The organism is Streptomyces sp. NPDC040610, from assembly GCF_055594065.1.
This window is the reverse complement of the sequence record NZ_JBVIXA010000018.1, coordinates 1-23,562: the sequence shown is the minus strand read 5'-3', so window position 1 is coordinate 23,562 and position 23,562 is coordinate 1. Positions and strand designations below refer to the sequence as shown.

Sequence of the window (23,562 nt, the reverse complement as noted above, 5' to 3'; positions counted from 1 at the left end):
AAAACGCGGCGCCGGGCCGGACGCACCCGGGCCGGGGCCTCACCCTTGCCGGGGCCCCACCCCTCCCCCCGCCCGGCCTCACGCGAGCCCGAACAGCCTCGCCCCGTTCCCGTGGCACACCGCCCGCAGCCAGTCGTCGCCGAGCCCGAGCCCCTCCAGCGCTTCGAGCTGGTGGACGTACCCGTACGGGATGTTGGGGAAGTCCGTCCCGAGCAGGATCCGCCCGCCGAGCCCCAGCTCCGCGAGCCGCCCGAGCTCCCCGCGCGGGAACGGCGTCGTCGCCTCGCTGAAGTCCGTGAACGCCATCGTCGTGTCGAGCCGCACCTCCCCGTACCGCTCCGCCAGGTCCATGAAGTCCGCGTACTCCGGCATCCCCATGTGCGCCACCACCAGCGGCAGCCGCGGATGCCGCGCCAGCAGCCGCGCCACCGGCTCGGGCCCGGTGTGCTTGCCGGGCGCCGGGCCCGAGCCGCAGTGCATCACCACCGGGATCCCGGCCTCCGCGAGCAGCCCCCACGCCGGGTCGAGCAGCGCGTCGTTCGGGTCGTACGCCCCCACCTGCACATGCGACTTGAACACCCGCGCCCCGGCCTCGACGGCCTCGCGCACATACCGCCCGGCCTCCGGCTCCGGGAACAGCGTCGCCGTGTGCAGACAGTCCGGCGTCCGCGCGGCGAACTCCACGGCCCAGCCGTTGAGCCACTCCGCCATGCCCGCCTTGTGCGGGTACAGCATCGACGTGAACGCCCGCACCCCGAACCCGCGCAGCACCGCGAGCCGCCGCTCCTCGTCGTGCCGGTACACGATCGGCCACTTCACTCCCGTGAGCGGCCCGACCGCGTCGAAGTAGTCCCACACCTTGCTGAGGACCCGCTCCGGCATGAAGTGCGTGTGTACGTCGACGAGTCCCGGCAGCCCGAGCCGCTCCCAGAACGCGGTGACCCTCGCGGCCTCCTCCACCCTCTCCCCGTCCAAGTCGTCACCCAAGGCCATAGCTCCGCTCGACCTTGGCCACGTGCACGGCGTAGCCCTCGTACCACTCCTTGCGGCCCCGCGCCCGCGCCTCGCTGTGCTCCGGGTCCTCGCGCCAGGCCGCGATGGCCTCCTCGTCGCGGAAGTAGGCGACGGTGATGCCGAACCCGTCCGACGACCGCGCCGAGTCCACCCCGAGGAACCCCGGCACGGAGGCCACCAGCTCGTCCATGCGCTCGGCGGTCGCGTCGTAGCCGTTGTCCTCCTGGGTGCGCAGGGACGTGAAGACGACGGCGTAGTAGGGCGGTTCGAAGGGAGGGGTGGGGCGGGCGGGCTGGACGGGTCTGTCGTCCCCGGTGGCGGCAGCAGCACCAAGCTCTTGATCACTCATGACACCCACCGTCCGTCGTCCGCCGAGCCCCTGTCCACCCTCCGGCCCCGGAATTACCGAACGGGCGGCAGGACTTTGCCTTCCGGTCGACGAAGCCGCCCCACCGAGCCCGCACCGACCCCACCCGGGCCTCGCCACGCCCCCTCGGAACCACCCCGTCTGCGCCCCCTCGGAACCACCCCGTCCACACCCCTCAGAACAGCCCGCCCTGCACCACAGGCATCCCCCGCACCGGAACCGTCACCCCCGACCACTCGGAACTCCCCGCACCCCCCGTACCTCCTTGATCCCCCAGCCCGCCCAGCCGCCACCCGCTCATCAGCCGACTGTCGATCACCACCCCCTGACCGCTCGCCCCCACCGCCACATACAGGTCCGGCCCGGCGGCGGCGACCAGCTCCCCCGCCACGACCCCGCCGTCCGTCAGCTCGTCCACGACCCGCCACGCCGACCCGAACCCACCGACCGCGTCGAGCCCGAACACCTCACCGTGGTCCACGACATCGCACGGCAACCGCTCCAACGACTCGGGCCAGTCGCCGAGCGCCACCGCCTTCCGATGCACCTCCTCCACTTCCCCCGCCCGCTCCGCCACTCCGGGCAGCCGCGCCCGCAGGGCCCGCTTGCGCTCGTACGGAATCCGGTCCGGCACCCCGAGCGCGGTCCGAAGCAGCTCCTCCGTCCGCCGCGCGGCCATCAACGGCCCCCGCCCGAGCCAGGTGTAGGCCACGGCCCCCTGTTCGAGCAGCCGCGCGCCGCCCCGCGCGACCCCCGTGATCCCCACCTTGACCAGGCCGGGACCGAACCACGCCACGTACACGTGGTACGGCCGCGGGTCGTCGGCGAACGTGTCCGCCGCGACCGAGTGCGCCCGGTCGACGCGCGCACACTCCTCGCACTGCGCCCGGGTGACCCGCCCCGCCACCGCCGCGCCCACCGGACAGGCCGTCCACCGCCCGCCCCGCCACACCCCGAGGCAGCGCCGCCCGCCCCGCACCCGGAAGGCCACCGCGCCCCCGAACACCAGCTGGCTCTCGCGCTCGCCGCGCCCCGGCGCGTACCACCCGAGAACGGGCCCGCCGCCGACCCGCCACCGCACCCCCGTGCACCACCACGTCATGCGAAAAGCATGCAGCACCCCACTGACAACGCCCCTGACCAGCGCGAACACACCCATCCACGATTGATACTTGACCTCGAAGTACACAATCCTGCTACGCTGCTCCGCATGGGACGGCCGAAGCAGTTCGATCCGGAGACCGCCGTGGAACAGGCGATGCAGGTCTTCTGGCGCAAGGGGTACGGCGCGACGACGCCGCAGGACCTCGTCGACGCCCTCGGCATCGGCAAGGGCAGCCTGTACCACGCCTTCGGCAGCAAGCACTCCCTGTTCCAACTGTCCCTGCGGCACTACCGGGACACCCAGGCGCAGGAGCTCATCGACCTGCTCCAGGGCGACGAGCCCGTCAAGGAGCGGCTGCGCAAGGGACTTGAGCTCCTGGTGGAGATGGACCTCGCGGACCCGGACCGGCGCGGCTGCATGGCCGTGAACGCGGCCGCCGAGCTGGCGGGCACCGACGCCGAGGCCACGGACCTGGTCCGCGGCATGTTCGCCCGCACGGAGGGCGCCTTCCAGGCGTTGATCGAAGAGGGCAAGCGGTCCGGCGAGTTCGCGCGGGACCGCGACGCGGCGGACATCGGCAGCCTGATCCTGAACACGGTCATCGGCCTGCGCCTGACCGCACGGGTCGCGGACGGCCCGGACGGCATGCGCCGCACGATACGGGCGGTCCTGGACCTCCTCTGACCGACCGCGCCCCCCCGCTCCCCACACCGCACTCCCCACGCCGCAGCCCCCACACCCCCTCCCCCGCAGCCCACGTGCCGGGCAGGACGAATCCCCCCTGCCCACATTCTGTACCTGCAGGTCAATAAAAGGAGCCGCACCATGGACCTCAACCTCACCGGCAAGACCGCCGTCGTCACGGGCGCGAGCCGCGGCATCGGCCTCGCCACCGTCCGCGCGCTGATCGCCGAGGGCGTCCGCGTCGTCGGCGCCGCCCGCACCCTCACCCCCGAGCTGAAGGACTCCGGCGCCCTGCCGTACGCGGCCGACCTCGGCACACCCGAGGGCCCGGCAGCCCTCATCGAGTACGCGCGGGCGCAGCTCGACGGCATCGACTTCCTGGTCAACAACGTCGGCGCCGGCGACGACGTGAACATCGGCGGCTTCCTCACCACCGACGACGCCCACTGGCAGGCGAACCTGGACCTCAACCTGTTCAGCGCGATCCGCGCCGGCCGGGCCGCGCTGCCGGGCCTGGTCGAGCGGCGGGGCGCGATCGTGAACGTCTCCTCGATCAACTCCCGGGTCCCGAGCGCGGGTCCGATCGCCTACAGCACGGCCAAGGCGGCTCTGACGGCCTTCGGCAAGGCGCTCTCCGAGGAGTTCGGCCCGCAGGGGGTGCGGGTGAACACCGTGTCGCCGGGTGTCGTGCGGACCGCGATCTGGGAGGACCCGAACGGCTTCGGCGGCAAGGTGGCGGCCGCGGCGGGCGTCGACCACGAGCGGTTCGTCGAGCAGATACCGCAGGCCTTCGGGATCGCGTCGGGCCGGATCACGGAGCCGGGCGAGGTCGCGGCCCTGATCGTGTTCCTGCTCTCGGACGCGGCGGGCAACATCACGGGGGCGGACCACATCATCGACGGCGGAACGATCAAGTCCGCCTGATCCGGGGTCACGTACGGCATTTTCGGACCGGTCCCCTACGTTGCCCAAGAGCACCGTCCGCAACGTGACCCGAAAGACCCGAAAGAAGGGACGAAGCATGGCTGTCGTCGCCGAGCTGTCGTACTACCCCGTGAAGGGCTGCGCCGGGACATCGGCGAGCGAGGCCGTCCTGACACCGACGGGCCTCGCGCACGACCGCAGCTTCATGGTCGTCAGCGAGGAGGGGGTGTACCGAACGCAGCGGCGGGACCCGAGGCTTGCCCTGATCCGCCCCGCCGTCGACGCGGACGGCACCCGACTGACGCTCCGGGCGCCGGGCCACGACGACTTCCGGGTGGACGTCGACACGACGGGGCCGCGCCGGGACGTGGACCTGTTCGGGGCCGCGTACACAGGCATCGACCAGGGGGACGCGGTGGCGGCGTGGCTGTCGGACTTCCTGGGCGCCGCGAGCCGACTCGTCCGCGTGCCTCCGGAGCACCACCGCGAGACCGACGGCCTGACCCCGGGCACCTCGGGCTACGCCGACAGCAGCGCCCTGCACCTCATCTCCCGCTCCACCTGGGACCTGTTGAACGAGAAGCTCGGCGAGCGGGGCGCCGAGCGCCTGCCCATGGACCGCTTCCGCCCCAACGTCGTCGTCGCGGGCTGGGACGAGCCGCACACCGAGGACCGCGCCCACCACCTCACGATCGGCACCGCCGAACTCGGCTACACCAAACCGGCCATACGCTGCGCCGTCACCCTCGTCGACCAGGACGCGGGCCGCCGCGCGGGCCCGGAGCCCCTGCGCACCCTCGCCTCGTACCGCCGCGCACCCCAGGGCGGAGTGGCCCTAGGCACGAAGTACGCGGTCCTGAACCCCGGCAAGATCTCCGTCGGCGACGAGGTGACGGTGGGCAGGTGGGCCGCCCCCGAGGTCCCCTAGCCGGAAAGCCCTCCAAGAAGTAATGGGTGGACGCCAAACAGAACGGTGCACGAACCTGCGACTACGGCTACGCCTGCGACCGCACCAGGTCCGCACCGGCACCACAGCCGGTCCGCACCGGCACCGCACCCGGTTCACCCCGGCACCGCACCCGAGGAGCAGACCCCTCATGCCACCCCTCCCCCTCGCCCCCGACCCGAACGTGCTGCACCCGATGCCGGACCAGCCACGCGTGGTGCTCCTCCGCCCCCTGGTCACCTCACCGTTGATCGAGGTGGGCGAGTTCTCGTACTACGACGACCCGGACGACGCCACGGCCTTCGAATCCCGGAACGTGCTCTACCACTACGGCCCGGAGAAGCTGGTCATCGGGAAGTTCTGCGCGCTCGGTGAGGGCGTGCGGTTCATCATGAACGGCGCCAACCACCGCATGGACGGCCCGTCCACCTTCCCCTTCCCGATCATGGGCGGCCCCTGGTCCGAGCACTTCGACCTGATCAGCGGCCTGCCCGGGCGCGGCGACACGGTGATCGGCAACGACGTCTGGTTCGGCCACCGCACGATGGTGATGCCGGGCGTCCGCATCGGCCACGGCGCGATCATCGCCTCCGGCTCCGTCGTCACCACCGACGTCCCCGACTACGGCATCGTCGGCGGCAACCCGGCCACCCTCATCCGCCGCCGCTACTCCGACGAAGACGTCACCCGCCTCCTCGACCTCGCCTGGTGGGACTGGCCCCTCGACCACCTCACCACCCACGTCCGCACCATCATGTCCGGCTCGGTCGACGCCCTGGAGGCAGCGGCCCCACAGAAGCCCTAGCCCACACACGCAAGAGGCCCCGGGACAAATCCCGGGGCCTCTCGACTATGTGCACTCGGCAGGATTCGAACCTGCAACCTTCTGATCCGTAGTCAGATGCTCTATCCGTTAAGCTACGAGTGCTTGATTCTTCTGTTGTGTTGCTCTTCCTTCCGGGCTTTTCGCCCCGGTCGGCGTTGCGGGAACAACATTACATGACCTGCGCCGTGAGGCGAAATCCGTTTCCCGAACCCCCTCCGACCTGCGCAAATGTCTTCCGCAGGGGTGACGTGCGGCGAGGCTTGGCGATCTTGTGGCGGGCTCCTGGTGGAGAGCCGGGGCGCGAGCCCGGGAGGAAGCCGGGGAAAGCCTGGAGGAAACGACCGAAGCCCCGGTCGGAGGACCGGGGCTTCGGATCGTGGTGCGGAGGCGGAGGGATTTGAACCCTCGATGGGCTTTAAGACCCAAACCGCATTAGCAGTGCGGCGCCATAGACCGGACTAGGCGACGCCTCCCAACCTGCAATCCCGCGCGAGCGCGGGGGTGCGTGCAGATGATGACACAGCCTGGGGGCGCGTCACCAATCGCGGCCTCCACGGTACTAGTCGGGCGGCCCGCAGAGCAAAGCGTAAAACGGGGCCGCAACGCGGCGGGGGCCATGGCGTTAGAGGCGGTAGGTACCAGCCGGAACCGCGCCCCCAGGGAGAACCCGTGAAGCCGTCCACACCGCGCCGCCTCCTGTTCACCGCCGCAGCGACCGCCGCCGCGTCCCTCGCCGCCCTGGCCGCGCTCCCCGCCACGGCGCACGCGGACCACCTCGGCGCCGGCCCTCTCGGCAGGGGCGGCCCGAGTGCCGTCAGCCCCCTCGGCACGGGGAACCTCGGCGCCGTCGGCCGCGCCGTCGACAACGGCACCGGCCCCATCGGCGACCACACCGTCGACCGCCCCGCCGAAACCCAGCTGACCATCACCGTCGGCGAGGCCGGCGCGGGCGACGGGACGTACACCCTGGAGTGCGCCCCCACGGGCGGCACGCACGCTTCGCCCGGTGACGCGTGCGAACGTCTTGATCAGCTCGCGGCGGAGGGCGTGAACCCGTTCAAGGCGGTCTCGCGCGACGCCGCGTGCACCCAGCAGTACGGCGGCCCCGAGACCGCCCGCGTCCAGGGCACCTGGCAGGGGCGTCCCGTCGACGCGACGTTCTCGCGTACCGACGGCTGCCAGATCTCGCGGTGGAACAGCCTCGTGCCCGTACTGCCCGCGAACGGCGGTTGACGCGGACCCGCGGCGGGCGGGGCACCGGAGACTTCGCCGAGGGGCTCCTCGCGACCCTTCCGTGACCAGGGACTACTGAAGGCTCACAGCTTCTGCGTGCGACCTCCCTCTCATCCGGCGTCGCGCCCGCAACCACTCCCCGTAGACTCCCTCCCGTGACACGTCGCGAGCCGAGGGGCAAGATGGCTCGGGCGGTCGGCAAGATGCGGTAATCAGGGAGGAAGCGTCGTCGTGAGCAGCAGGCCATCCCGAGGCGCTGCTCGCCTCGCAGCCATACTCGACGCGCTCCCGGACGCGCTGGTGCTGGTCAACGCCAACGGGACCGTGGTGAACGCGAACGCCATCGCGCTCGAGGCCTTCGAGGCGCCAGGCACCGCGCTCGTGGGGCGCGGACTTCTCGATCTGCTGCCGGAGTTCGACTCCCGGCTGATCCCCGGCTCCATGCGCCGACCGGACAGCACGGACGAACGCGGACGTACCAAGCCGAAGCGGATGGTCGCCCGCCGCACCGACGGCACCGAGTTCCCCGTCGAGGTCACCAGCTCCAACCTGGAAGACAGTCGGCACGCGTACGACGACCGGTTCGGCAGCCAGGGCGGGTACGGCGGCTACGGCAGCGACGAGATGCTGATGATCGTCGTCCGTGATCTGTCGGGCGCGCTCAACACCGAGGCCGAACTCGCCCGTTCGCAGCGGCAGACCGAGATGATCCTGCGGGCCGCGGCGGAAGGCGTCGTCGGCACCGACACCGACGGGCGCGTCGTGCTCGTGAACCCCGCCGCCGCCCAGATACTCGGCTTCCGCGCCAGCGACCTCGGCGGCCAGGAGCTGCACCCCCTCGTCCTGCACTCGCGCGCCGACGGCGAGCCCTTCCCGTACGACGAGTCCCCGCTCGCGGACACCCTGCGCTCCGGCCGCAAGCACCGCGTGCGCGGCCAGGTGCTGTGGTCCAAGAGCGGCGAGAAGGTCTCCGTCGACCTGACGACGGCCCCCGTGCGCGACGGCGACCAGCTCGTCGGCGCCGTCATGACCTTCACCGACCGGCGGCCCTACGACGCCCTCGCCGAGAAGTACGAGGCAGCGCTGGCCCGGCACGCCGAGGAGCTGTCGGAGGCCGCCGAGCTGCGCGAGGAGGAACTCGCCGCCGAGCAGGAGCGGTACGCGGCACTCGCCGAGCGCGAGAAGGACCGCCACGAGGAGCTGGCCGAGCGCGAGCAGGCGCGGTACGAGACGCTGGCGGCGCGGCACAGCCAGCTCGTCGCCGTCCTCGACCAGTCGCTGCGCGGGCCCCTCGACGAACTGCGCCGTGAACTGTCCGCGCTCGCCGCCGACGACGCGGGCCAGCTCTGGCCCGAGGCCAACCAGGTGCTCCACCATCTGTCCGCCGGATACGCGCGCATGACGACGCTCGTCGACAACGTCCTCGGCTACCAGCGCCTCCAGGCGGGCACCGACCAGCTGTCCCGTACGGCCGTGCCGCTCGACGCCGTCGTCGCCGCCGGAGTCGACGGTGCCGTCGAGCTGATCGGCCCGGGCCGCGCCCAGTTCGCCGTGCACGCGCCGCCGATCGAGGTCGAGGTGGACGCGCGCCGCCTCGCCACCGCGCTGGCCCATCTGATCGCCGACGTGGCCGGAATCGACGCTACCGGCAACACGCGCGCGGGGGCCGCGGTTTCGGGCGCCCCCGGAGCGGGCGCCGGTTACGTCGACTCGACGGTCGTCGTGGCCGCGGCCCAGCGCGGCGAGGTCGTCCGCATCGAGGTCCGCGGACCGTACTCCGGCGGGGACCCGGTGCACGAGCCCGTCGTACGCGGGATCGTCGAGGCGCACGGCGGCGTGCTCCAGACGCACGAGGTGCCGGGCATGAACGGCAACGCGTACGTGCTCGAAGTGCCCATGGGCGACAGTGCGGGCGCCATCGCGGCGGGCGCTGTCGGTTTTTCGGGGTCTACGGAGACCCCTGGTTCGGGTGCGCAGGTGCCCGGGCAGGGAACGGGTCCCTCCGGGGGCGCCGATAGTGCTTCCGGCGGTACCGGGGGCGGGCGTCGGCGGGCCCGACGGTCCTCGGTTGACTCCTTCTTGGACAGTGAGGTTCCTGGGGATGACGGTGGCCCTGCCGCCGCCTCCGGGGACAACGGTTCGGGCGCTGCCGACGACACGGGGTCCGTGGAGGCCGCCGGTTCCGGTTCCGGCGGGACCGGGCGGCGCAGGCGGCGCGCTGTGGCCGAGGGTCCGGCGGGTGCCGGTTCGGACGCGGGCGCGCGCACGGGTGCCGGGACCGGTGGTGCGTCCGCCGACACCTCGGGCGGTACGTCAGGGGGTGCGGGCGGCACCGGACGGCGTCGGGGACGGCCGAGCCCGGCCGAGGGCGCCGTGATGACGGCGGCCGAGCACGCGGCAGGATCGGCGGCCCTGGGCCAGGCCGTACCGCCGCAGGGAGTGCCCTCGCAGGGCGGTCCGATGTCGACGGAGGTCGCCGTGCCGTCCGGCCGACGGGCCCGGCGCGGCGGCGAGCAGCAGGCGCTGGCCGCGCTGCCTTCGGGGACGGGCCAGTCGGCCGGTCCGGAGGCGGGTGCGGCCGGGACGGAGGGCGCGGAGCCGCGTGCCGGTGGCCGACGGGCCCGGCGCGCGCTGGCCGCGGCCCGGGAGCGTGCCGCCGCGGAGGAGGCCTCCAGCGGGCGTGTGTTCGCGCTGCCCCCGGCCGAGGCGGACCGCGAGGAGGGCAACGGGGCGCCTGGCCGGGCCGAGCAGGTGGGCGGGGCGCAGGGGGGTGCCCCTCAGGGGGCTGCTCTTCAGAAGGGTGGTCCGCACGGTGGTGTTCCGCAGGGCGGTGTTCCGCAGGGCGGTGTTCCGCAGGGCGGTGTTCCGCAGGGCGGTGTTCCGCAGGGCGGTGTTCCGCAGGGCGGGCCCGGTGACGGTGGGTCGTACGGCGGCGGGGCCGGGCAGGGAGGCGCCCTTCAAGGAGGCGCCCCGCACGGTGGCATGCCGCACGGTGGCGGGCCCCAGGGGAGCGTGCCGCCGGGCGGGCCCGGTCAGTTGGGCGCCGCGCGCGGTGGATCCGTGCAGGTCGGCGCCTCGGTGAACGTACCGGCCGGAGTGCAGGCCGGACTTCAGGCGGGGGGCCGTGGTGGCGTACCCGCGCAGGGCGGTGCGCCGGAGGAGCAGCAGGCGCAGGTCCAGGAGAGCGTGACTGCGGGGGCGCAGGGAGCGCGGTCCGGGGGAGCGCAGGGTGCGCGGGCTGCGGGTGGTCGGCGTGGTGCGCCTGTGGGGGCTCAGGGTGGGCTGACTGCGGGTGTTCCGGGTGGTCTGCCTTCGGGTGCTCCGGGTGCTCCGGGCGGTCTGCCCGCGGGTGCTCCGGGTGGTCTGCCCGCAGGTGCTCCGGGCGGTGCGGCTGGCGCGGTACCTGGCGGGCTGCCCGCGGGTGCCCCCGGTGTCGGCCCCACGGGCTCCGTCAGCCCCGCCGGTCCGACCGGTCCGACCGGTCCGACCGGGCAGGACGACACCGGACAGCACGCCGCCGCGCTGCACGATCCGGCCGACGACCACACTCCGCTCCAACCCCACCCCGCGCAGACCGCGGCCGGGATGCTGCCCGGGCAGGCCGGTCCGGCGTCGCAGGGCGCCCCGGGGACCCAGGCCGCGCAACAGCAGGCCCCGACCGGACGTCGGCGTGCGCGGCAGGCTCCGGCAGCCGACGGAACGCCGTCCCAGGGGATGCCGGTCCAGGGCACCCCGCCGGGTGGCACCCCGGCCACCAGCACTCCGGCCACGGGGACCCCGGCCACGGGGACCCCGGCCACCGGTGTGCCGCCGCAGGCCGGTCCGCACGCCGACGGAACCCCCGCGCAAGGCATCCCGACGCCCGCCCAGGGCGCCGCCCTGCCGCCGGAACGTGATCCACGCGCGCGTGCCGCCCAGCCGCTGCCCGCCGAGGCCGCTCCCGTCGACCCGAACTCGACGCAGGGGCGCGCCATCAGCGTACGAACGCTCGGACAGGGTGTGCCGTTCGGCCGCCAGGCCGCCGCGCAGCCGGGACAGCCGGGCCAGCCGGGCCAGCCGGGCCAGCCGGGACAGGCCGGTCAGCCTCAGCAGGCCGGACCCGCCCCGCAGCCCGGGCAGCCGCCGCAGCCCCAGCAGGCCCCGCAGGCCCACCCCTTGCCGCAGGCGCAGCCCCCGCAGCAGGATCCGGCCCAGGCCTCTCAGGGGTCCCAGACCCCCGCCCAGCCCTCCTCCGGAGGTTCGGGTCGGCGAAGGCGGCTGTCCACGCGGCCCGACCCCGCCGCCGACGAGCGCCAGGACGCGGCCCGCCCGCACCCCCAGGCGCAGCCGGGGCCCCAGCCGCAGCAGGCCAAGGCCCAGCCGCAGCCCCGGCTTTCGCCGACCACGGAGGGCACCGGGCGCGCCTACGCGATCGGCGCGCCGGACGCCGACGCCGACGAGGGCCCGCAGCTCCTGGACGGCCCCGGTGGCGCCGTCGAGGTGTCGAACCAGCCGCAGCCGCAGCCCATGGACGACGAGCTGCCGCCCGAGCCGCTCGACAACCCGCGCCGCCTCCTGGTGTGGCCCGCGCCCGACGTCACCACCCAGCAGGCCCTCAGCGACCGCGGCTACCGCCCGGTCATCGTGCACTCGCGCGAGGAGGTCGACGCGCAGATCGCCGCGTTCCCGGCGGCTCTCTTCGTGGACCCGCTGACCGGGCCGATCACCCGCACGGCGCTCCAGTCGCTGCGCCAGGCCGCGGTCGCCGCGGAGGTTCCCGTCCTGGTCACGGCCGGGCTCGGACAGGCCTCGCGGGAGGCCGCGTACGGCGCCGACCCCGCCGTGCTCCTGAAGGCCCTCGCGCCGCGCGACAGCGAGCAGCACCCGTCGCGCGTCCTGCTCATCGAGGAGCACGAGGAGATCGCGCTGGCCCTGACCGCGACCCTGGAGCGGCGCGGGATGAAGGTCGCGCGGGCCGAGAGCGACGCGGACGCGGTCACGCTCGCCGCGCAGATGCGGCCGAACCTGGTGGTCATGGACCTGCTCCAGGTACGCCGCCGACGTGCCGGAATCGTCGACTGGCTGCGCGCGAACGGGCAGCTCAACCGCACGCCCCTCGTCGTCTACACGGCGGCCGTCGACGAGACCGACCTGCCGAAGCTCGCCGCGGGCGAGACCGTGCTGTTCCTCGCGGAGCGGTCCACGAGCAATGAGGTGCAGAGCCGGATCGTGGACCTGCTGGCGAAGATCGGTACGAACTGACCCCGACCGCGGGCCAGTCGCCGGTGCCGTGAGACGGCGGGCCAGTCGCCGGTGCCGTGAGGCGGCGGGCTAGTCGCCGGGTGCCGTGAGGCGGCGGGCTAGTCGCCGGGTGCCGTGAGGCGGCGGGCGGCGGCGCGGATCGAGGCGCGCAGACGCGCGCGGTCCTCGTCCTCGCCGCCCACGAGGACCCGCCGCATCTGCGGCACCGCGGAGGCCCACCCGGCCAGCGCGACCAGCATGAACAGCAGGTCGGGCGCCGGGATCGCGGCCGTGATGACACCGCGCGCCTGGGCTTCCTCGAAAGCGGCGACCTTGCTGTCGTAGTGCGCCTGGCGTTCGTACTCGTGCGGCAGCTCCTCCGTGCCGCCGTACTCGATGCCCTCCCAGAAGAGCAGGCGCAGCACCTCGGGATGGGTGGCGTGGTACTCGATCAACCGGTCCATCCAGCCGTCCATGTCGTCGGCGTCGATGGGGACGCTGACGGCCAGATCGACCATCTTCTTCTCCAGGACCTGCGCGAACAGCTCCGCCTTGTTGCCGTAATAGGCGTAGATGAGCTGCTTGTTGGCCTTCGCCTCGCTCGCGATGCGGTCGATGCGGGCGCCCGCGATGCCGAACCGGGCGAACTCCGCGACCGCCGCGTCGAAGATCCGGGCCTTGGTGGCCTCGGGGTCTCTCACTGCCATGGGAACAGCGTAAGCGATTTCCGCTTCTAACCAACCGTTTGGTTGCTTGACAGTCGCCCGGCCAGGGGCGCAGAATTTTTCCAACTAACCAGTTGGTTGCAAGACGGAGCACGGAGGGTCCTTTCCGCACATGACTTCAGCGACGCCATCTCCGCCCGGCGCCCCGACGGACCGGCGTGCCCCGACGGACCGGCCCGGGACGACCACGACCACCGGGACGACCACGACCACCAGGACGGCTACGACCACCAGGGCGACGGCGCACCCGGACCCGTCCCATGCGGACGCAGGGCTCTCACCGCGCCTCTTCCTCGTCCTCATAGCCGTCTGCACGGCGGTCACGGCGGCGAACATCTACGTCGCCGCCCCGCTGCTCCCCCTCATGGCCCGGGACTTCGGCTCCACTCCGTCGGGCATCGCGTGGATCGCCTCGGTGGCCCAGTTCGGGTACGCGGCCGGGCTGCTGTTCTTCGCCCCGCTCGGCGACCGCGTGAACCGCCGGCGGCTGGTCGCGGCGCTGTCCCTGGCCACCGCCACCGCGCTGGCCCTGGGCGCGACGGCCTCCGGCGCGACCGCGCTCGCCGCCGCCGTGCTGGTCGCCTCCGCCGCGACGGTCGTTCCGCAGCTGCTCGTTCCGCTCGTCGCCGCGCGGGCACCGGCGCACCGGCGGGCCAGTCATGTCGCGGCCCTCATAGCCGGGCTCTTCACCGGCGTGGTCGCCGCCCGGGTGCTCGGCGCGCTCGCGGGGCAGGCCTTCGGCTGGCGTGCCGTCTTCCTCGGCGCGGCCGTGCTCACGGCGGTGCTCGGCCTGGCCTCCGCGGCCGCCCTGCCCAAGGAGGACCGGCGCCGCACCGGCCCGCTGTTCGCGGGCCTCGCCCAACTCCCCGGTGTCGTCCGGATGTCACCGGAGCTGCGCCGGGCCTGCATACGCCAGGGCGGGATGTACGGCGCGTGGAGCGCGCTGTGGACCTCCCTCGCCCTGCTGCTCACCGGCGACGGGAACGGTGGGTACGGCATGGCGACCGGAGCGGCCGGCCTGTTCGGGCTCTTCGGCCTGGCGGCGAGCCTCGTGGCGCCGATCGCGGGCGGCCTCGTGGACCGGTTCGGCGTGGCCAAGGTGGTGGCGTCGGCGTACGCGCTCGCGGCGGTGTCGGTGCCGCTGTTCTGGCTGGGCGGCGAGCGGCTGTGGGCCCTGTGCGCGGCGGCGGTCGCCGTCCACGCGGCGCTCGTCGCGAGCCACATCGCCAACCAGACGCTGGCCCTGACCACCACCTCCGCACCGGCGGTCGCCAACACCGCCTATGTGGTGGCGGGTTTCGCGGGCGGCGCCATGGCCTCGGCCCTCGCGGGCACGGCGTTCACGCACTGGGGCTGGCACGGGGTGTGCGCGGTGGCGGCGGGCTGCCTGGCCGTGGGGTGGGGGGTGACATCGCTGCGGATACGGCGGTGAGCGGCGCCGCGGACACGGCGGTGAGGGGAGGGGTACGGAAACGTGGGGGACCCGTTGGAACGGAGGGGCGCTGCCCCGCGAGCCACGCCCGCGGGGCACCCGGTGCCGTGCCCGCAGCCGGACGTCAGAGCTGGGTCACATCCAGCTCGCCCGCCGCGTACTGCCTGCGCAGCACCTTCTTGTCGAACTTGCCGACGCTGGTCTTGGGGACGGTCGGGATGAGCGCCCAGCGCTCCGGGAGCTGCCACTTGGCGACGCGGGTGGCGAGGAAGTCGCGCAGGGCGGCGTAGTCGGCGGTGGCGTCCTCCTTGAGGACGACGGTGGCGAGCGGGCGTTCGCCCCACTTGGTGTCGGGGACGGCGACGACCGCGGCCTCGGCGACGTCCGGGTGGGACATCAGCGCGTTCTCCAGCTCGACGGAGGAGATCCACTCGCCGCCGGACTTGATGACGTCCTTCGCGCGGTCGGTGAGGGTCAGGAAGCCGTCGGCGCTGATGACACCGACGTCGCCGGTCTTCAGCCAGCCGTCGGGGCTGAACTTGTCCTCGGGCTTGAGGGCCTCGCCGCCCACTCCGCCGTAGTAGGAACCGGCGATCCAGGGGCCGCGCACCTCCAGCTCGCCCGCGGACTCGCCGTCCCAGGGCAGGTGAGTGCCGTCGGGGCCGACCAGGCGGGCCTCGACGCCGGCGGGGAAACGGCCCTGGGTGAGGCGGTAGGCGAACTCCTCGTCGGTGCCGACGACGTGCGCGGGCGGGCGCGAGACCGTGCCGAGCGGTGAGGTCTCGGTCATGCCCCAGGCGTGGCAGACGCGCATGCCGAGGCGGTCGAAGGCCTCCATCAGGGAGGGCGGACAGGCCGAGCCGCCGATGGTGACCTGCGTCAGCGAGCCCACGTCGCGGGGCTTGGCGGTGAGTTCGGCGAGCAGTCCCTGCCAGATGGTGGGCACGGCGGCGGCGTGTGTGGGCCGCTCGGACTCGATCATCTCCGCGAGCGGCGCGGGCTGCAGGAAGCGGTCCGGCATCAGCATGCCGACGCCGGTCATGAAGGTGGCGTGCGGCAGGCCCCAGGCGTTGACGTGGAACTGCGGTACGACGACGAGGCTGAGGTCGGCGTCGGTGAGACCCATGGACTGGGCCATGTTGACCTGCATGGAGTGCAGATAGATGGAGCGGTGGGAGTAGACGACGCCCTTGGGGTCGCCGGTGGTGCCGGAGGTGTAGCACATGGCGGCGGCACGGCGTTCGTCCAGGTCGGGCCAGTCGTAGGTGGTGGGCTTGCCCGCGATGAGTTCCTCGTAGTCGTGGACGCGGACGCGGGCGCCGTCGAGGAGGGAGAGGTCGCCGGGGCCGGAGACGACCAGGTGCTCGACGGTCGGAAGCCGGTCGAGCAGCGGGGCGATCAGGCCGAGCAGCGAGCCGTTGATGATGATCACTCGGTCGGCGGCGTGGCCGACGATCCAGGTCAGCTGGTCGGCGGGCAGCCGCAGGTTGAGGGTGTGCAGGACGGCGCCCATGCAGGGGACGGCGAAGTACGCCTCGACGTGCTCGGCGTTGTTCCACATGAACGTCCCTGTGGCATCGCCCTCGCGGATTCCGAGGTCGTCATGCAGGGCGTGGGCGAGCTGGGCGGCTCTGGCACCGATGTCCCGGAAGGTCCGGCGCTGCGGAGCACCGTCACCGGTCCACGTGATGACCTGCGAATCCCCGTGCACGGTCGTCCCGTGGTTGAGGATGCGGGTCACAGTCAGCGGTACGTCCTGCATGGTGCTCAGCACGGCGTCCTCCTGGTGGGCGGCACAGGCCACCGGGTGATCCCGGCGCTTTACCTGCTGGTAGCCCCAGATTCTTGCCGCATACCGCACGGTATGTCACTACCGCGGGAGCACCTGAAAGGAAAATGACCGCGACGGAGGCCGACGTTCGGCGGCAGCCCGCGTTCAGCGGACCGGCGTCAGCTCCGGGTCTTCACGGAGCTTGCCGAGCGCACGCGACACCGCACTCTTCACCGTACCGATGGAGACCCCGAGCACCTCGGCCGTCTGCGCCTCGCTCAGGTCCTCGTAATACCTCAGGACGACCATCGCCCGCTGCCGCGCGGGCAGCTTCATGATCGCGCGCCACATGGCGTCGTGCAGCGCCTGCTGCTCGGCCGGGTCACCGGCCGGCACGGTCTCCGGTTCGGGCAGCTCGTCGCAGGCGAACTCGTCGACCTTGCGCTTGCGCCACTGCGACGTGCGCGTGTTCAGCAGCGCCCGGCGCACATAGCCGTCGAGCGCCCGGTGGTCCTCGATCCGGTCCCAGGCCACATACGTCTTGGTCAGCGCCGTCTGCAGCAGGTCCTCGGCATCGCTCGGGTTCGCCGTCAGCGACCGGGCGGTACGCAGCAGCACAAGCTGGCGGGCCCGGACGTAGGAGGCGAACGACGGGTAGGCGGAAGGACTCGTGGTCCGCGTCGCGGCCTTCGATGCGCTGGTGCACACGGACACCATGGATGCGGTCATGGCTCCACGCTAGAAGCGACCCCTACATCAGCGGATCGGCCGCAGGTCCCGAAGGCTTGTCCGCCTCAGGTTGTACGAGGGGAGCCAGCCCCACCTCCTGAAGGTGGAGGAGACGGGGCCGACCCCTGCGGGTTCAACCCTGAGGTGTACGAAAGCGCCTGGCGGCGGGGGTTCGGGCCCGGGGGCGTACGCGCCCGGCGGACGGCGGGCGCGTACGAACCGTCCCGGAGGGCACCCCTGAGCCCGCGGTCCCGGAGGGCACCCCGGGCCGCGCCGCCCCACCGGCCGGGCTCTAGCCCAGCGTGGCCACCGGGGCGTCGACGAGGTTGCGGTCGATGGTGATCGCCCGCCCCCCGTGCCGCTCGGTGACGTTGCCCGCGTACTGGTGGATCCGCCGGTTGGGCAGCCAGGAGTCCCGCCCGAGCGCGGGCTCGCCGTACAGATCGGGCTCGATGTTCCAACGCGCGAACCACATCACCTCCGGCAGGTCGTCGACCCCCTGCCGCCGGGCCTCGTCCATGTGCCGTACGCCGGAGTTCGCGCTGCTGTAGAAGCCCGGTACGTAGCCCTGGCTGCGCACTTCGCGGTTCCAGGCGCGGACGAACGCGAGGGTGTCGCGGGCGCAGGCGCGGTCGTTCTGGCGGTACGACTCCATGTCCAGGTACAGCGGGCTGTCCGGCGCGATGCCGAGGTCCTGGGCCCTGCCGACCGCGTCCTCGCCCTCCCGGGCGCCCTGCCGCGCGGGGTTGCGCCCGATGCGGACGTGCTGCTTGTTCCGGGCCACGACGCACGGCGACTGCGAGCCGACGTACAGCGGCAGCACGCCCCAGCCCATCTCGTCGACCGACCGCAGCCAGTCCCGGCTCAGGTGCTGCTGGTTCGGGCAGGCCCGGCCACGCCCGCCGAAGTACACCCCGACCGCCCCGTAGTCCGACTCCTGCCAGCGCCGCATGGTGTCGGCGGACGGAGCCTGGCAGGTGTCGAAGGCGCGGCCGTAGAAGTTGCCACCGGCCCGGCCCGCGGCGGCGGCGCGCAGCAGGCCGGGGTCGGGACCCGGGGGCGGCCCGCCCGGCGGCGCGATCGTGGGCGTCGCTGTCTTCGTCGTCGTGGTCGTCGCGGCCGAGCCCTCCGTGTCCATGGCCAGCGTCGCCATGGCCAGGCCCAGCACGATTCCCAGAAGCTTCTTTCGATGGCGCATGCAGCGAGTGAACGGGCCGGGGCCGCCGCCGAGCGCGGGACACGCGCCGCGTTCAGCCGTCCGCCGCCAGAATCAACCCCGATGTGGGGACACCGGTGCCCGCCGTGACGAGGGCGCGGGCGGCGCCGGGTATCTGGTTCACCGCCGTACCGCGGATCTGCCGGACGGCCTCGGCCACTCCGTTCATCCCGTGCAGATACGCCTCGCCGAGCTGACCGCCGTGGGTGTTCAGCGGCAGCCGCTCCTTCGCCACGAACTCCGCCGCCTCCCCCGGCTCGCAGAACCCGAACTCCTCCAGCTGCATCAGCACGAACGGCGTGAAGTGGTCGTACAGGATCCCTACGTCCATGTCCTGTGGCGCAAGGCCCGACGTGCGCCACAACTGCCGTGCCACCACGCCCATTTCGGGCAGTCCGGTGAGGTCGTCGCGGTAGAAGCTCGTCATCTGCTCCTGGGCGCGGCCCGCCCCCTGGGCCGCGGCGGCGATCACGGCGGGCGGGTGCGGCAGATCCCGGGCCCGCTCCACGCTCGTCACGACGACCGCCTGGCCGCCGTCCGTCTCCTGGCAGCAGTCCAGGAGCCGCAGCGGCTCGACGATCCACCGCGAGGCGGCGTGGTCCGCCAGCGTGATGGGTCTGCCGTGGAAGTACGCCGCCGGGTTCGTCGCCGCGTACTTCCGGTCGACGACCGCCACCTGGCCGAAGGCCTCCGGCGTCAGGCCGTACGTGTGCAGATAGCGCTGGGCCGCCATCGCCACCCACGACGCAGGTGTGAGCAGCCCGAACGGCAGCGACCAGCCGAGCGCCGCGCCCTCCGCCGACGGCTCCCGGTGCCGCACCCCGGAGCCGAAGCGCCGACCCGAGCGCTCGTTGAACGCCCGGTAGCACACGACCACTTCGGCCACCCCGCTCGCCACCGCGAGGGCCGCCTGCTGCACGGTGGCGCAGGCCGCGCCGCCGCCGTAGTGCACGCGGGAGAAGAAGGACAGCTCGCCCATCCCGGCCGCCTGCGCCACCGTGATCTCCGGGCTGGTGTCCATCGTGAACGTCACCAGGCCGTCCACGTCGGCCGCGCGCAGGCCCGCGTCGTCGAGCGCGGACCGCACCGCCTCGACGGCCAGCTTCAGCTCGCTGCGCCCGGAGTCCTTGGAGAACTCCGTCGCCCCGATCCCGACGACGGCCGCCCTTCCGCCGAGGCTGTCCTTCGTCCGTACGCTCATACGTCGCCCCCGACCCGTACGTCCGCCGCCCCCGACGGCCCGGCGGGCACCGTCACCGTGACGGTGCCAGTCACGTGCTTGCCGATGCTGTTGGCTCCCACGACCCTGACGGTGACCGTCACGGCCCCGTCCCCGCCCCCATCCCCGTCCCCGTCCCCGGCCGGGCCCAGCTCGACCTGCTCGACCGTCCCTGTCAACGTCATCGTGTCTCCGGGATAGTTGGGCGCCCCCAGCCTGATCGCCACCTTCCGGAGGGTGGCCGCGGGGCCGAAGCAGTCCGTCAGGTACCGCCCCACCAGGCCGTTGGTCGTGAGGATGTTCATGAAGATGTCGGGGGAGCCCTTCCGCCTGGCCAGCTCCACGTCGTGGTGCACGTCCTGGTAGTCCCGCGAGGCGATGGCCCCGGCGACGATCAGGGTGCGGGTGACCGGGATCTCCAGGGGTGGCAGCGCGTCCCCTGCGCGCGGGGCGGATGCGGTGCTCATACGGCCTCCTCCGTCACGGACACCTCTGTTACGGACTCCACTGCCGAGGACTCCTCTGCCGCGATCAAGTCACCCAGCTCGGCCAGGACTTCGCCCCCACAGCCCAGGTACGCGTCCAACTGGCGCCCCCACAGGAAGTGCCGATGCACCGGGAACTCGACATCGGCGCCCACCCCTCCGTGCAGATGCTGACCCGCGTGCACGACGCGGCGGCCCGCCTCCGACGCCCACCACGCGGCCGTCAGCGCGTGCGTGCCGTATGCCAGCGCCTCGTCCCGGCGCCACGCCGCCTCGTACGCCGTGACACGGATCGCCTCCGTGTCCATGTACGCCTCCGCCGCCCGGAGTTGGACCGCCTGCTTCGCCGCGAGCGGGCGCCCGAACTGCTCCCGCTCGTTGGTGTACGCCACGGCGCGGGCCAGCGACCCCGCACAGACCCCGGCCTGCAGCCCGGCGAAGGCCGTACGGGCGGTGGCCAGCACGTCGTCGTACGCGACCTCTGCCGCGCCCTCGCCCCGCCCGGAGCCCGCACCACCGCCTCCGCCGGAGCCCGCCCCCTCCCCCAACCGCTCCCCCCGCACCCCCTCAAGCACCAACCGCCCCGCCCGCCACGGCGCCGTCAACTCGACCGGCTCGCACCCCGCGTCGGCCGTCCGCACCAGCCACAGCCCCCGGTCCGCCGCGGCCACCAGCACGAACGTCGCGTCCCGCAGCCACGGCACCCATGGCACCGCCCCGGTCAGCCTGCCGTCCTCGACCCGCACCCGACCGGACCCGCCGCGCGCGGGGAACGCCCCCGTCGCCACCTCCGTCCCGTCCCGCAGCCCCGGCAGCAGCCGCGCCCGCTGGTCCGCCGAACCGTGCGTCGTCACCGCGAGCAGTCCGTACACACAGCTCACCGCGAACGGCACCTGCGCCGTCGTCCGGCCCTGCTCCTCAAGAAGCAGCACCAGGCCGAGCAGTCCGACCTCCTCCACCGCGCCCGGCAGGCCCGCCGCGCACAGCGCCTTCCACAGCTCGGCGTCCGTGCCGGTACCCGCCGCCGCGAGCCGGTCCGGTGTGGACAGATCCCCGAAGATCCGCGCGGCCAGGTCCCGGGCGGCCGCCTGTTCCGGTGTGGGCGTGAAGTCCATGTCAGCGCACGCCCTCTCGGGCGCTGTCCCGCACCCGCTCTCGCGCACCGTCCCCCACACCCGCTCGCGCACGGTCGACCGCCCCTACCGAGGCCGCGTCCGCACCGCCGTCCGGCGCGAGCGGCCGGAACAGCGGCAGCTCCAGCTCCTCGTCGACCCGACGGAACTCCAGCCGCACCGGCATCCCGATCCGCACCCGGTCGTGCTCCACCCCCACCACCTGGCTGATGATCCGCACCCCCTCCGCCAGCTCGACGAGCACGACCGCGTACGGCCCCGCCCCGTCAGCGGCCCGATCCGGCGCGGTGAAGGCCGGGAACGGCGGGTGGTGCATCACCACGTACGAGAAGACCGTGCCCTCGCCGCTCGCCTCGACCGTGTCCCACTCGGGCGAACCGCAGGCGTTGCAGCCCGGCAGCCAGGGGAAGCGGAGGCGGGCGCAGGAGCCGCAGCGCTGGATCAGCAGCCGGTGCCGGGCCACGCCCTCCCAGAAGCCCGCGTTGTCCCTGTTGATCACGGGCCGCGGCCGCCTGCTCCGAGCCGGGGCGGCCGACCCCGGCACCTCAGCCGACCCGGCCGACCCGGCCGCGCCCACCGATCCCACCGCACCCTCCGAACCCGCCGCACCCACCCCCTGCGCCCGCCTCCGCGCGGGCACGTACTTCAGGATCCGGAACCGATGCGTCCCCGCCCTCTCCCCGTCCACGCGGACGTCCATCCGCGTCGTCACGAAGTACCCCGTACCGAGCTTGGTCGTCTTGCGCTCCGAGATCGACTCGATCACCGCGTCGAAGGTGATCTCGTCGCCGGGGCGCAGCGGACGCAGATACTCCTGCTCGCAGTCGGTCGCCACCACCGAGGCGTACCCGGCGTCGTCGAGCAGGGCGAACAGCTCGTCGTACGCCTCCGAGCGGGCGCTGTGTCCGGAGAGGCCGCCCATCGTCCACACCTGGAGCATGGTCGGCGGAGCCACGGCCTGCGGGCCCATGTACGCGGTGTGGGTGTCGCCCATCGCCTCGCACCAGTGCCTGATCATCGGCTCGTTCACCGGGTCCTTGCCGCGCCCGGCGACTGCGGCGGCCCGCCCCTCGTACACCCTCAACTTCTCGTACAGCCCGTCCGGCTCCCCGCCCGTCATCGCCGTCCCCTCCGCATCCCGAGCCGCATCGTCGCCACGATCTCCCGCTGCACCTCGCTCACCCCGCCCCCGAAGGTGTTGATCTGCGCCGCCCTGTTCATCCGCTCCAGCTCCCCGCCCCCGGCCGTCCCCTGTGCCAGGGAGCCGGGCGAACCGGCTCGCACGAGCCCCGCGTCCCCCGCGATCTCCTGACATATTCGGTACACCTCGACCGCCGATTCGGTTCCCACGATCTTCACGCCGCTCGCGTCCCCCGGGGCCGGACCCCCCGCCTCCACATCCCCCACCAAACGCCAGTTGAGCAGGCGCGTCGCCGCGAGCCGCGCATGCGCCTCCGCCAGTTTCAAACGGACCCACGGAGCGTCAACCCGGCGCTCGCCACTCACCCGATCGGGTAAGCACGCGGCCGTGCGTGCCGCCGCGTAGAAGTCCTCGGCCTGCATGCCGATCGCCGCGAGCGCGATCCGCTCGTGGTTGAGCTGGTTGGTGATGAGGTCCCAGCCGCCGTGCTCCGCGCCGACGAGGTTCCCGGCGGGCACACGCACGCCGTCGTAGTACGTCGCCGTCGTGGTCTGGCCGCCGACGGTCTCGATCGGGGTCCAGGAGAACCCGGGCGCGTCGGTCGGCACGAGGAGGATCGAGATGCCCCGGTGCTTGGGCGCGTCGGGGTCGGTGCGGCACGCGAGCCAGATCCAGTCGGCGTTCTGGGCGTTGGAGGTGAAGCTCTTCTGGCCGTCGATCAGCCAGTCGCCGCTCGGGCCCGCCGTGCGGACGGCACGCGTGCGCAGTGCGGCCAGGTCCGTGCCCGCGGACGGCTCGCTGTAACCGATCGCGAAGACGGTTTCCCCGCGCAGAATGCCGGGAAGCAAGGCCGCCTTCTGCTCCTCGGTCCCGTACTTCATCAGGGTCGGCCCGACGGTGTTCAGCGTGACCATCGACACGGGCGCGCCCGCGCGGTACGCCTCGTCGAAGAACACGAACTGCTCGTCGGCGCCGCGCCCCTGGCCCCCGTACTCGACGGGCCAACCGAGGCCGAGGTAGCCGTCCGCGCCGATGCGGCGCAGGAGCCGCCGCTGCCCGGCCCTGTCGTCGCCCGCGGGCGGCCCTTCGGGCATCAGCCCGCGGAAGTACGCGCGCAGCTCGGCGCGCAGGCGCTGCTGGCGTTCGGTGGGGGCGAGGTGCACGGCGGCGGCCTCTCCTTCTCGTACGGCCGCGTACGGGTCGCACAGGGACCGCGTACCGGGGACGGTTTCTGACTGTCCGTCAGAAACAGAACCGGCGTCAAGGCCCCCGCACACCCCGCCGCCCCGAACGCAGTTGCGGGGGGGGGGGGGGGGGGGGGGGGGGGGGGGGGGGGGGGGGGGGGGGGGGGGGGGGGGGGGGGGGGGGGGGGGGGGGGGGGGGGGGGGGGGG

The 23,562-nt window shown here is 73.3% G+C and carries 19 protein-coding genes, 2 tRNA genes and 1 pseudogene; 8 read left to right on the top strand and 14 right to left on the bottom strand.

The genetic code is table 11. The features are described from left to right. Positions 1-78: 78 nt before the first annotated feature. The 3 genes from ACZ6AA_RS37195 to ACZ6AA_RS37185 form a co-directional block, all read right to left on the bottom strand. Positions 79-987, bottom strand: coding sequence for an amidohydrolase family protein (locus ACZ6AA_RS37195; RefSeq protein WP_471462895.1), 909 nt, complete (start codon positions 985-987; stop codon positions 79-81). Continuing rightward, positions 980-1,363: an antibiotic biosynthesis monooxygenase family protein gene (locus ACZ6AA_RS37190; RefSeq protein WP_471462893.1), complete on the bottom strand. Its 384-nt coding sequence runs from the start codon at positions 1,361-1,363 to the stop codon at positions 980-982. Before ACZ6AA_RS37190 ends, ACZ6AA_RS37195 begins: the two co-directional genes overlap by 8 nt. A 193-nt stretch (positions 1,364-1,556) precedes the next feature. After that, the gene (locus ACZ6AA_RS37185) at positions 1,557-2,483 is read right to left on the bottom strand and encodes a DUF2797 domain-containing protein (RefSeq protein WP_468483467.1); all 927 of its coding nucleotides are present in this window, start codon (positions 2,481-2,483) and stop codon (positions 1,557-1,559) included. 108 nt (positions 2,484-2,591) lie between these two features. Between ACZ6AA_RS37185 and ACZ6AA_RS37180 the strand changes: the two genes are divergently transcribed. The 4 genes from ACZ6AA_RS37180 (at position 2,592) to ACZ6AA_RS37165 (ending at position 5,845) form a co-directional block, all read left to right on the top strand. Continuing rightward, positions 2,592-3,170, top strand: a complete 579-nt coding sequence (locus ACZ6AA_RS37180; protein ID WP_468453685.1) for a TetR/AcrR family transcriptional regulator — start codon at positions 2,592-2,594, stop codon at positions 3,168-3,170. Between the two features lie 141 nt (positions 3,171-3,311). Next, complete coding sequence (locus tag ACZ6AA_RS37175) at positions 3,312-4,094, top strand: oxidoreductase (protein ID WP_468453687.1); 783 nt, start codon at positions 3,312-3,314, stop codon at positions 4,092-4,094. Positions 4,095-4,191: 97 nt separating this feature from the next. Beyond that, positions 4,192-5,022 carry an MOSC domain-containing protein gene (locus ACZ6AA_RS37170; RefSeq protein ID WP_471462890.1) on the top strand — a complete coding sequence of 277 codons (831 nt, stop codon included), beginning with the start codon at positions 4,192-4,194 and terminating at the stop codon, positions 5,020-5,022. Between the two features lie 169 nt (positions 5,023-5,191). Continuing rightward, positions 5,192-5,845, top strand: coding sequence for a CatB-related O-acetyltransferase (locus ACZ6AA_RS37165; protein WP_471462888.1), 654 nt, complete (start codon positions 5,192-5,194; stop codon positions 5,843-5,845). Positions 5,846-5,895: 50 nt separating this feature from the next. On the opposite strand, the gene ACZ6AA_RS37160 is transcribed toward ACZ6AA_RS37165, so the two are convergent. Then, positions 5,896-5,968, bottom strand: a tRNA-Arg gene (locus tag ACZ6AA_RS37160). Positions 5,969-6,248: 280 nt separating this feature from the next. Continuing rightward, positions 6,249-6,339 (bottom strand) — tRNA-Ser (locus ACZ6AA_RS37155). A 196-nt stretch (positions 6,340-6,535) separates the two neighbouring features. On the opposite strand from ACZ6AA_RS37155, the gene ACZ6AA_RS37150 reads away from it, so the two are divergent. From ACZ6AA_RS37150 to ACZ6AA_RS37140, 3 genes and pseudogenes are all read left to right on the top strand, one after another. Further along, the gene (locus tag ACZ6AA_RS37150; RefSeq protein ID WP_468453704.1) at positions 6,536-7,099 is read left to right on the top strand and encodes an SSI family serine proteinase inhibitor; all 564 of its coding nucleotides are present in this window, start codon (positions 6,536-6,538) and stop codon (positions 7,097-7,099) included. Positions 7,100-7,330: 231 nt separating this feature from the next. After that, positions 7,331-8,080 (top strand): annotated as a pseudogene (locus tag ACZ6AA_RS37145) (PAS domain-containing protein); the annotation flags it as partial. 1,591 nt (positions 8,081-9,671) lie between these two features. Next, positions 9,672-10,181 (top strand): pentapeptide repeat-containing protein, encoded by a 510-nt coding sequence (locus ACZ6AA_RS37140; RefSeq protein WP_471462980.1) that lies wholly within the window; start codon positions 9,672-9,674, stop codon positions 10,179-10,181. A gap of 2,257 nt (positions 10,182-12,438) precedes the next feature. Here ACZ6AA_RS37140 and ACZ6AA_RS37135 read toward each other — a convergent pair. Continuing rightward, positions 12,439-13,026, bottom strand: coding sequence for a TetR/AcrR family transcriptional regulator (locus ACZ6AA_RS37135; protein WP_468453708.1), 588 nt, complete (start codon positions 13,024-13,026; stop codon positions 12,439-12,441). 130 nt (positions 13,027-13,156) lie between these two features. On the opposite strand from ACZ6AA_RS37135, the gene ACZ6AA_RS37130 reads away from it, so the two are divergent. Beyond that, the gene (locus ACZ6AA_RS37130) at positions 13,157-14,476 is read left to right on the top strand and encodes an MFS transporter (RefSeq protein ID WP_468453710.1); all 1,320 of its coding nucleotides are present in this window, start codon (positions 13,157-13,159) and stop codon (positions 14,474-14,476) included. 124 nt (positions 14,477-14,600) lie between these two features. Here the strand turns inward: ACZ6AA_RS37130 and ACZ6AA_RS37125 are convergent, their stop codons facing one another. From ACZ6AA_RS37125 to ACZ6AA_RS37090, 8 genes are all read right to left on the bottom strand, one after another. After that, positions 14,601-16,250, bottom strand: coding sequence for a long-chain fatty acid--CoA ligase (locus ACZ6AA_RS37125; protein ID WP_471462885.1), 1,650 nt, complete (start codon positions 16,248-16,250; stop codon positions 14,601-14,603). 162 nt (positions 16,251-16,412) lie between these two features. Beyond that, a complete protein-coding gene (locus tag ACZ6AA_RS37120) occupies positions 16,413-16,976 on the bottom strand; it encodes a SigE family RNA polymerase sigma factor (RefSeq protein ID WP_030357870.1) in 564 nt (187 codons plus the stop codon). Between the two features lie 292 nt (positions 16,977-17,268). Beyond that, positions 17,269-18,174, bottom strand: coding sequence for a glycoside hydrolase domain-containing protein (locus ACZ6AA_RS37115; RefSeq protein ID WP_468483462.1), 906 nt, complete (start codon positions 18,172-18,174; stop codon positions 17,269-17,271). Positions 18,175-18,226: 52 nt separating this feature from the next. Next, a complete protein-coding gene (locus tag ACZ6AA_RS37110) occupies positions 18,227-19,393 on the bottom strand; it encodes a lipid-transfer protein (RefSeq protein ID WP_468483461.1) in 1,167 nt (388 codons plus the stop codon). Further along, positions 19,390-19,878 (bottom strand): MaoC family dehydratase, encoded by a 489-nt coding sequence (locus tag ACZ6AA_RS37105; RefSeq protein ID WP_471462882.1) that lies wholly within the window; start codon positions 19,876-19,878, stop codon positions 19,390-19,392. Before ACZ6AA_RS37105 ends, ACZ6AA_RS37110 begins: the two co-directional genes overlap by 4 nt. Beyond that, positions 19,875-21,011, bottom strand: coding sequence for an acyl-CoA dehydrogenase family protein (locus tag ACZ6AA_RS37100; protein WP_468483459.1), 1,137 nt, complete (start codon positions 21,009-21,011; stop codon positions 19,875-19,877). Before ACZ6AA_RS37100 ends, ACZ6AA_RS37105 begins: the two co-directional genes overlap by 4 nt. Position 21,012: 1 nt before the next feature. Then, positions 21,013-22,149, bottom strand: coding sequence for a bifunctional MaoC family dehydratase N-terminal/OB-fold nucleic acid binding domain-containing protein (locus ACZ6AA_RS37095; protein ID WP_471462880.1), 1,137 nt, complete (start codon positions 22,147-22,149; stop codon positions 21,013-21,015). Beyond that, positions 22,146-23,333, bottom strand: coding sequence for an acyl-CoA dehydrogenase family protein (locus ACZ6AA_RS37090; RefSeq protein WP_471462879.1), 1,188 nt, complete (start codon positions 23,331-23,333; stop codon positions 22,146-22,148). Before ACZ6AA_RS37090 ends, ACZ6AA_RS37095 begins: the two co-directional genes overlap by 4 nt. Positions 23,334-23,562 lie beyond the last annotated feature (229 nt).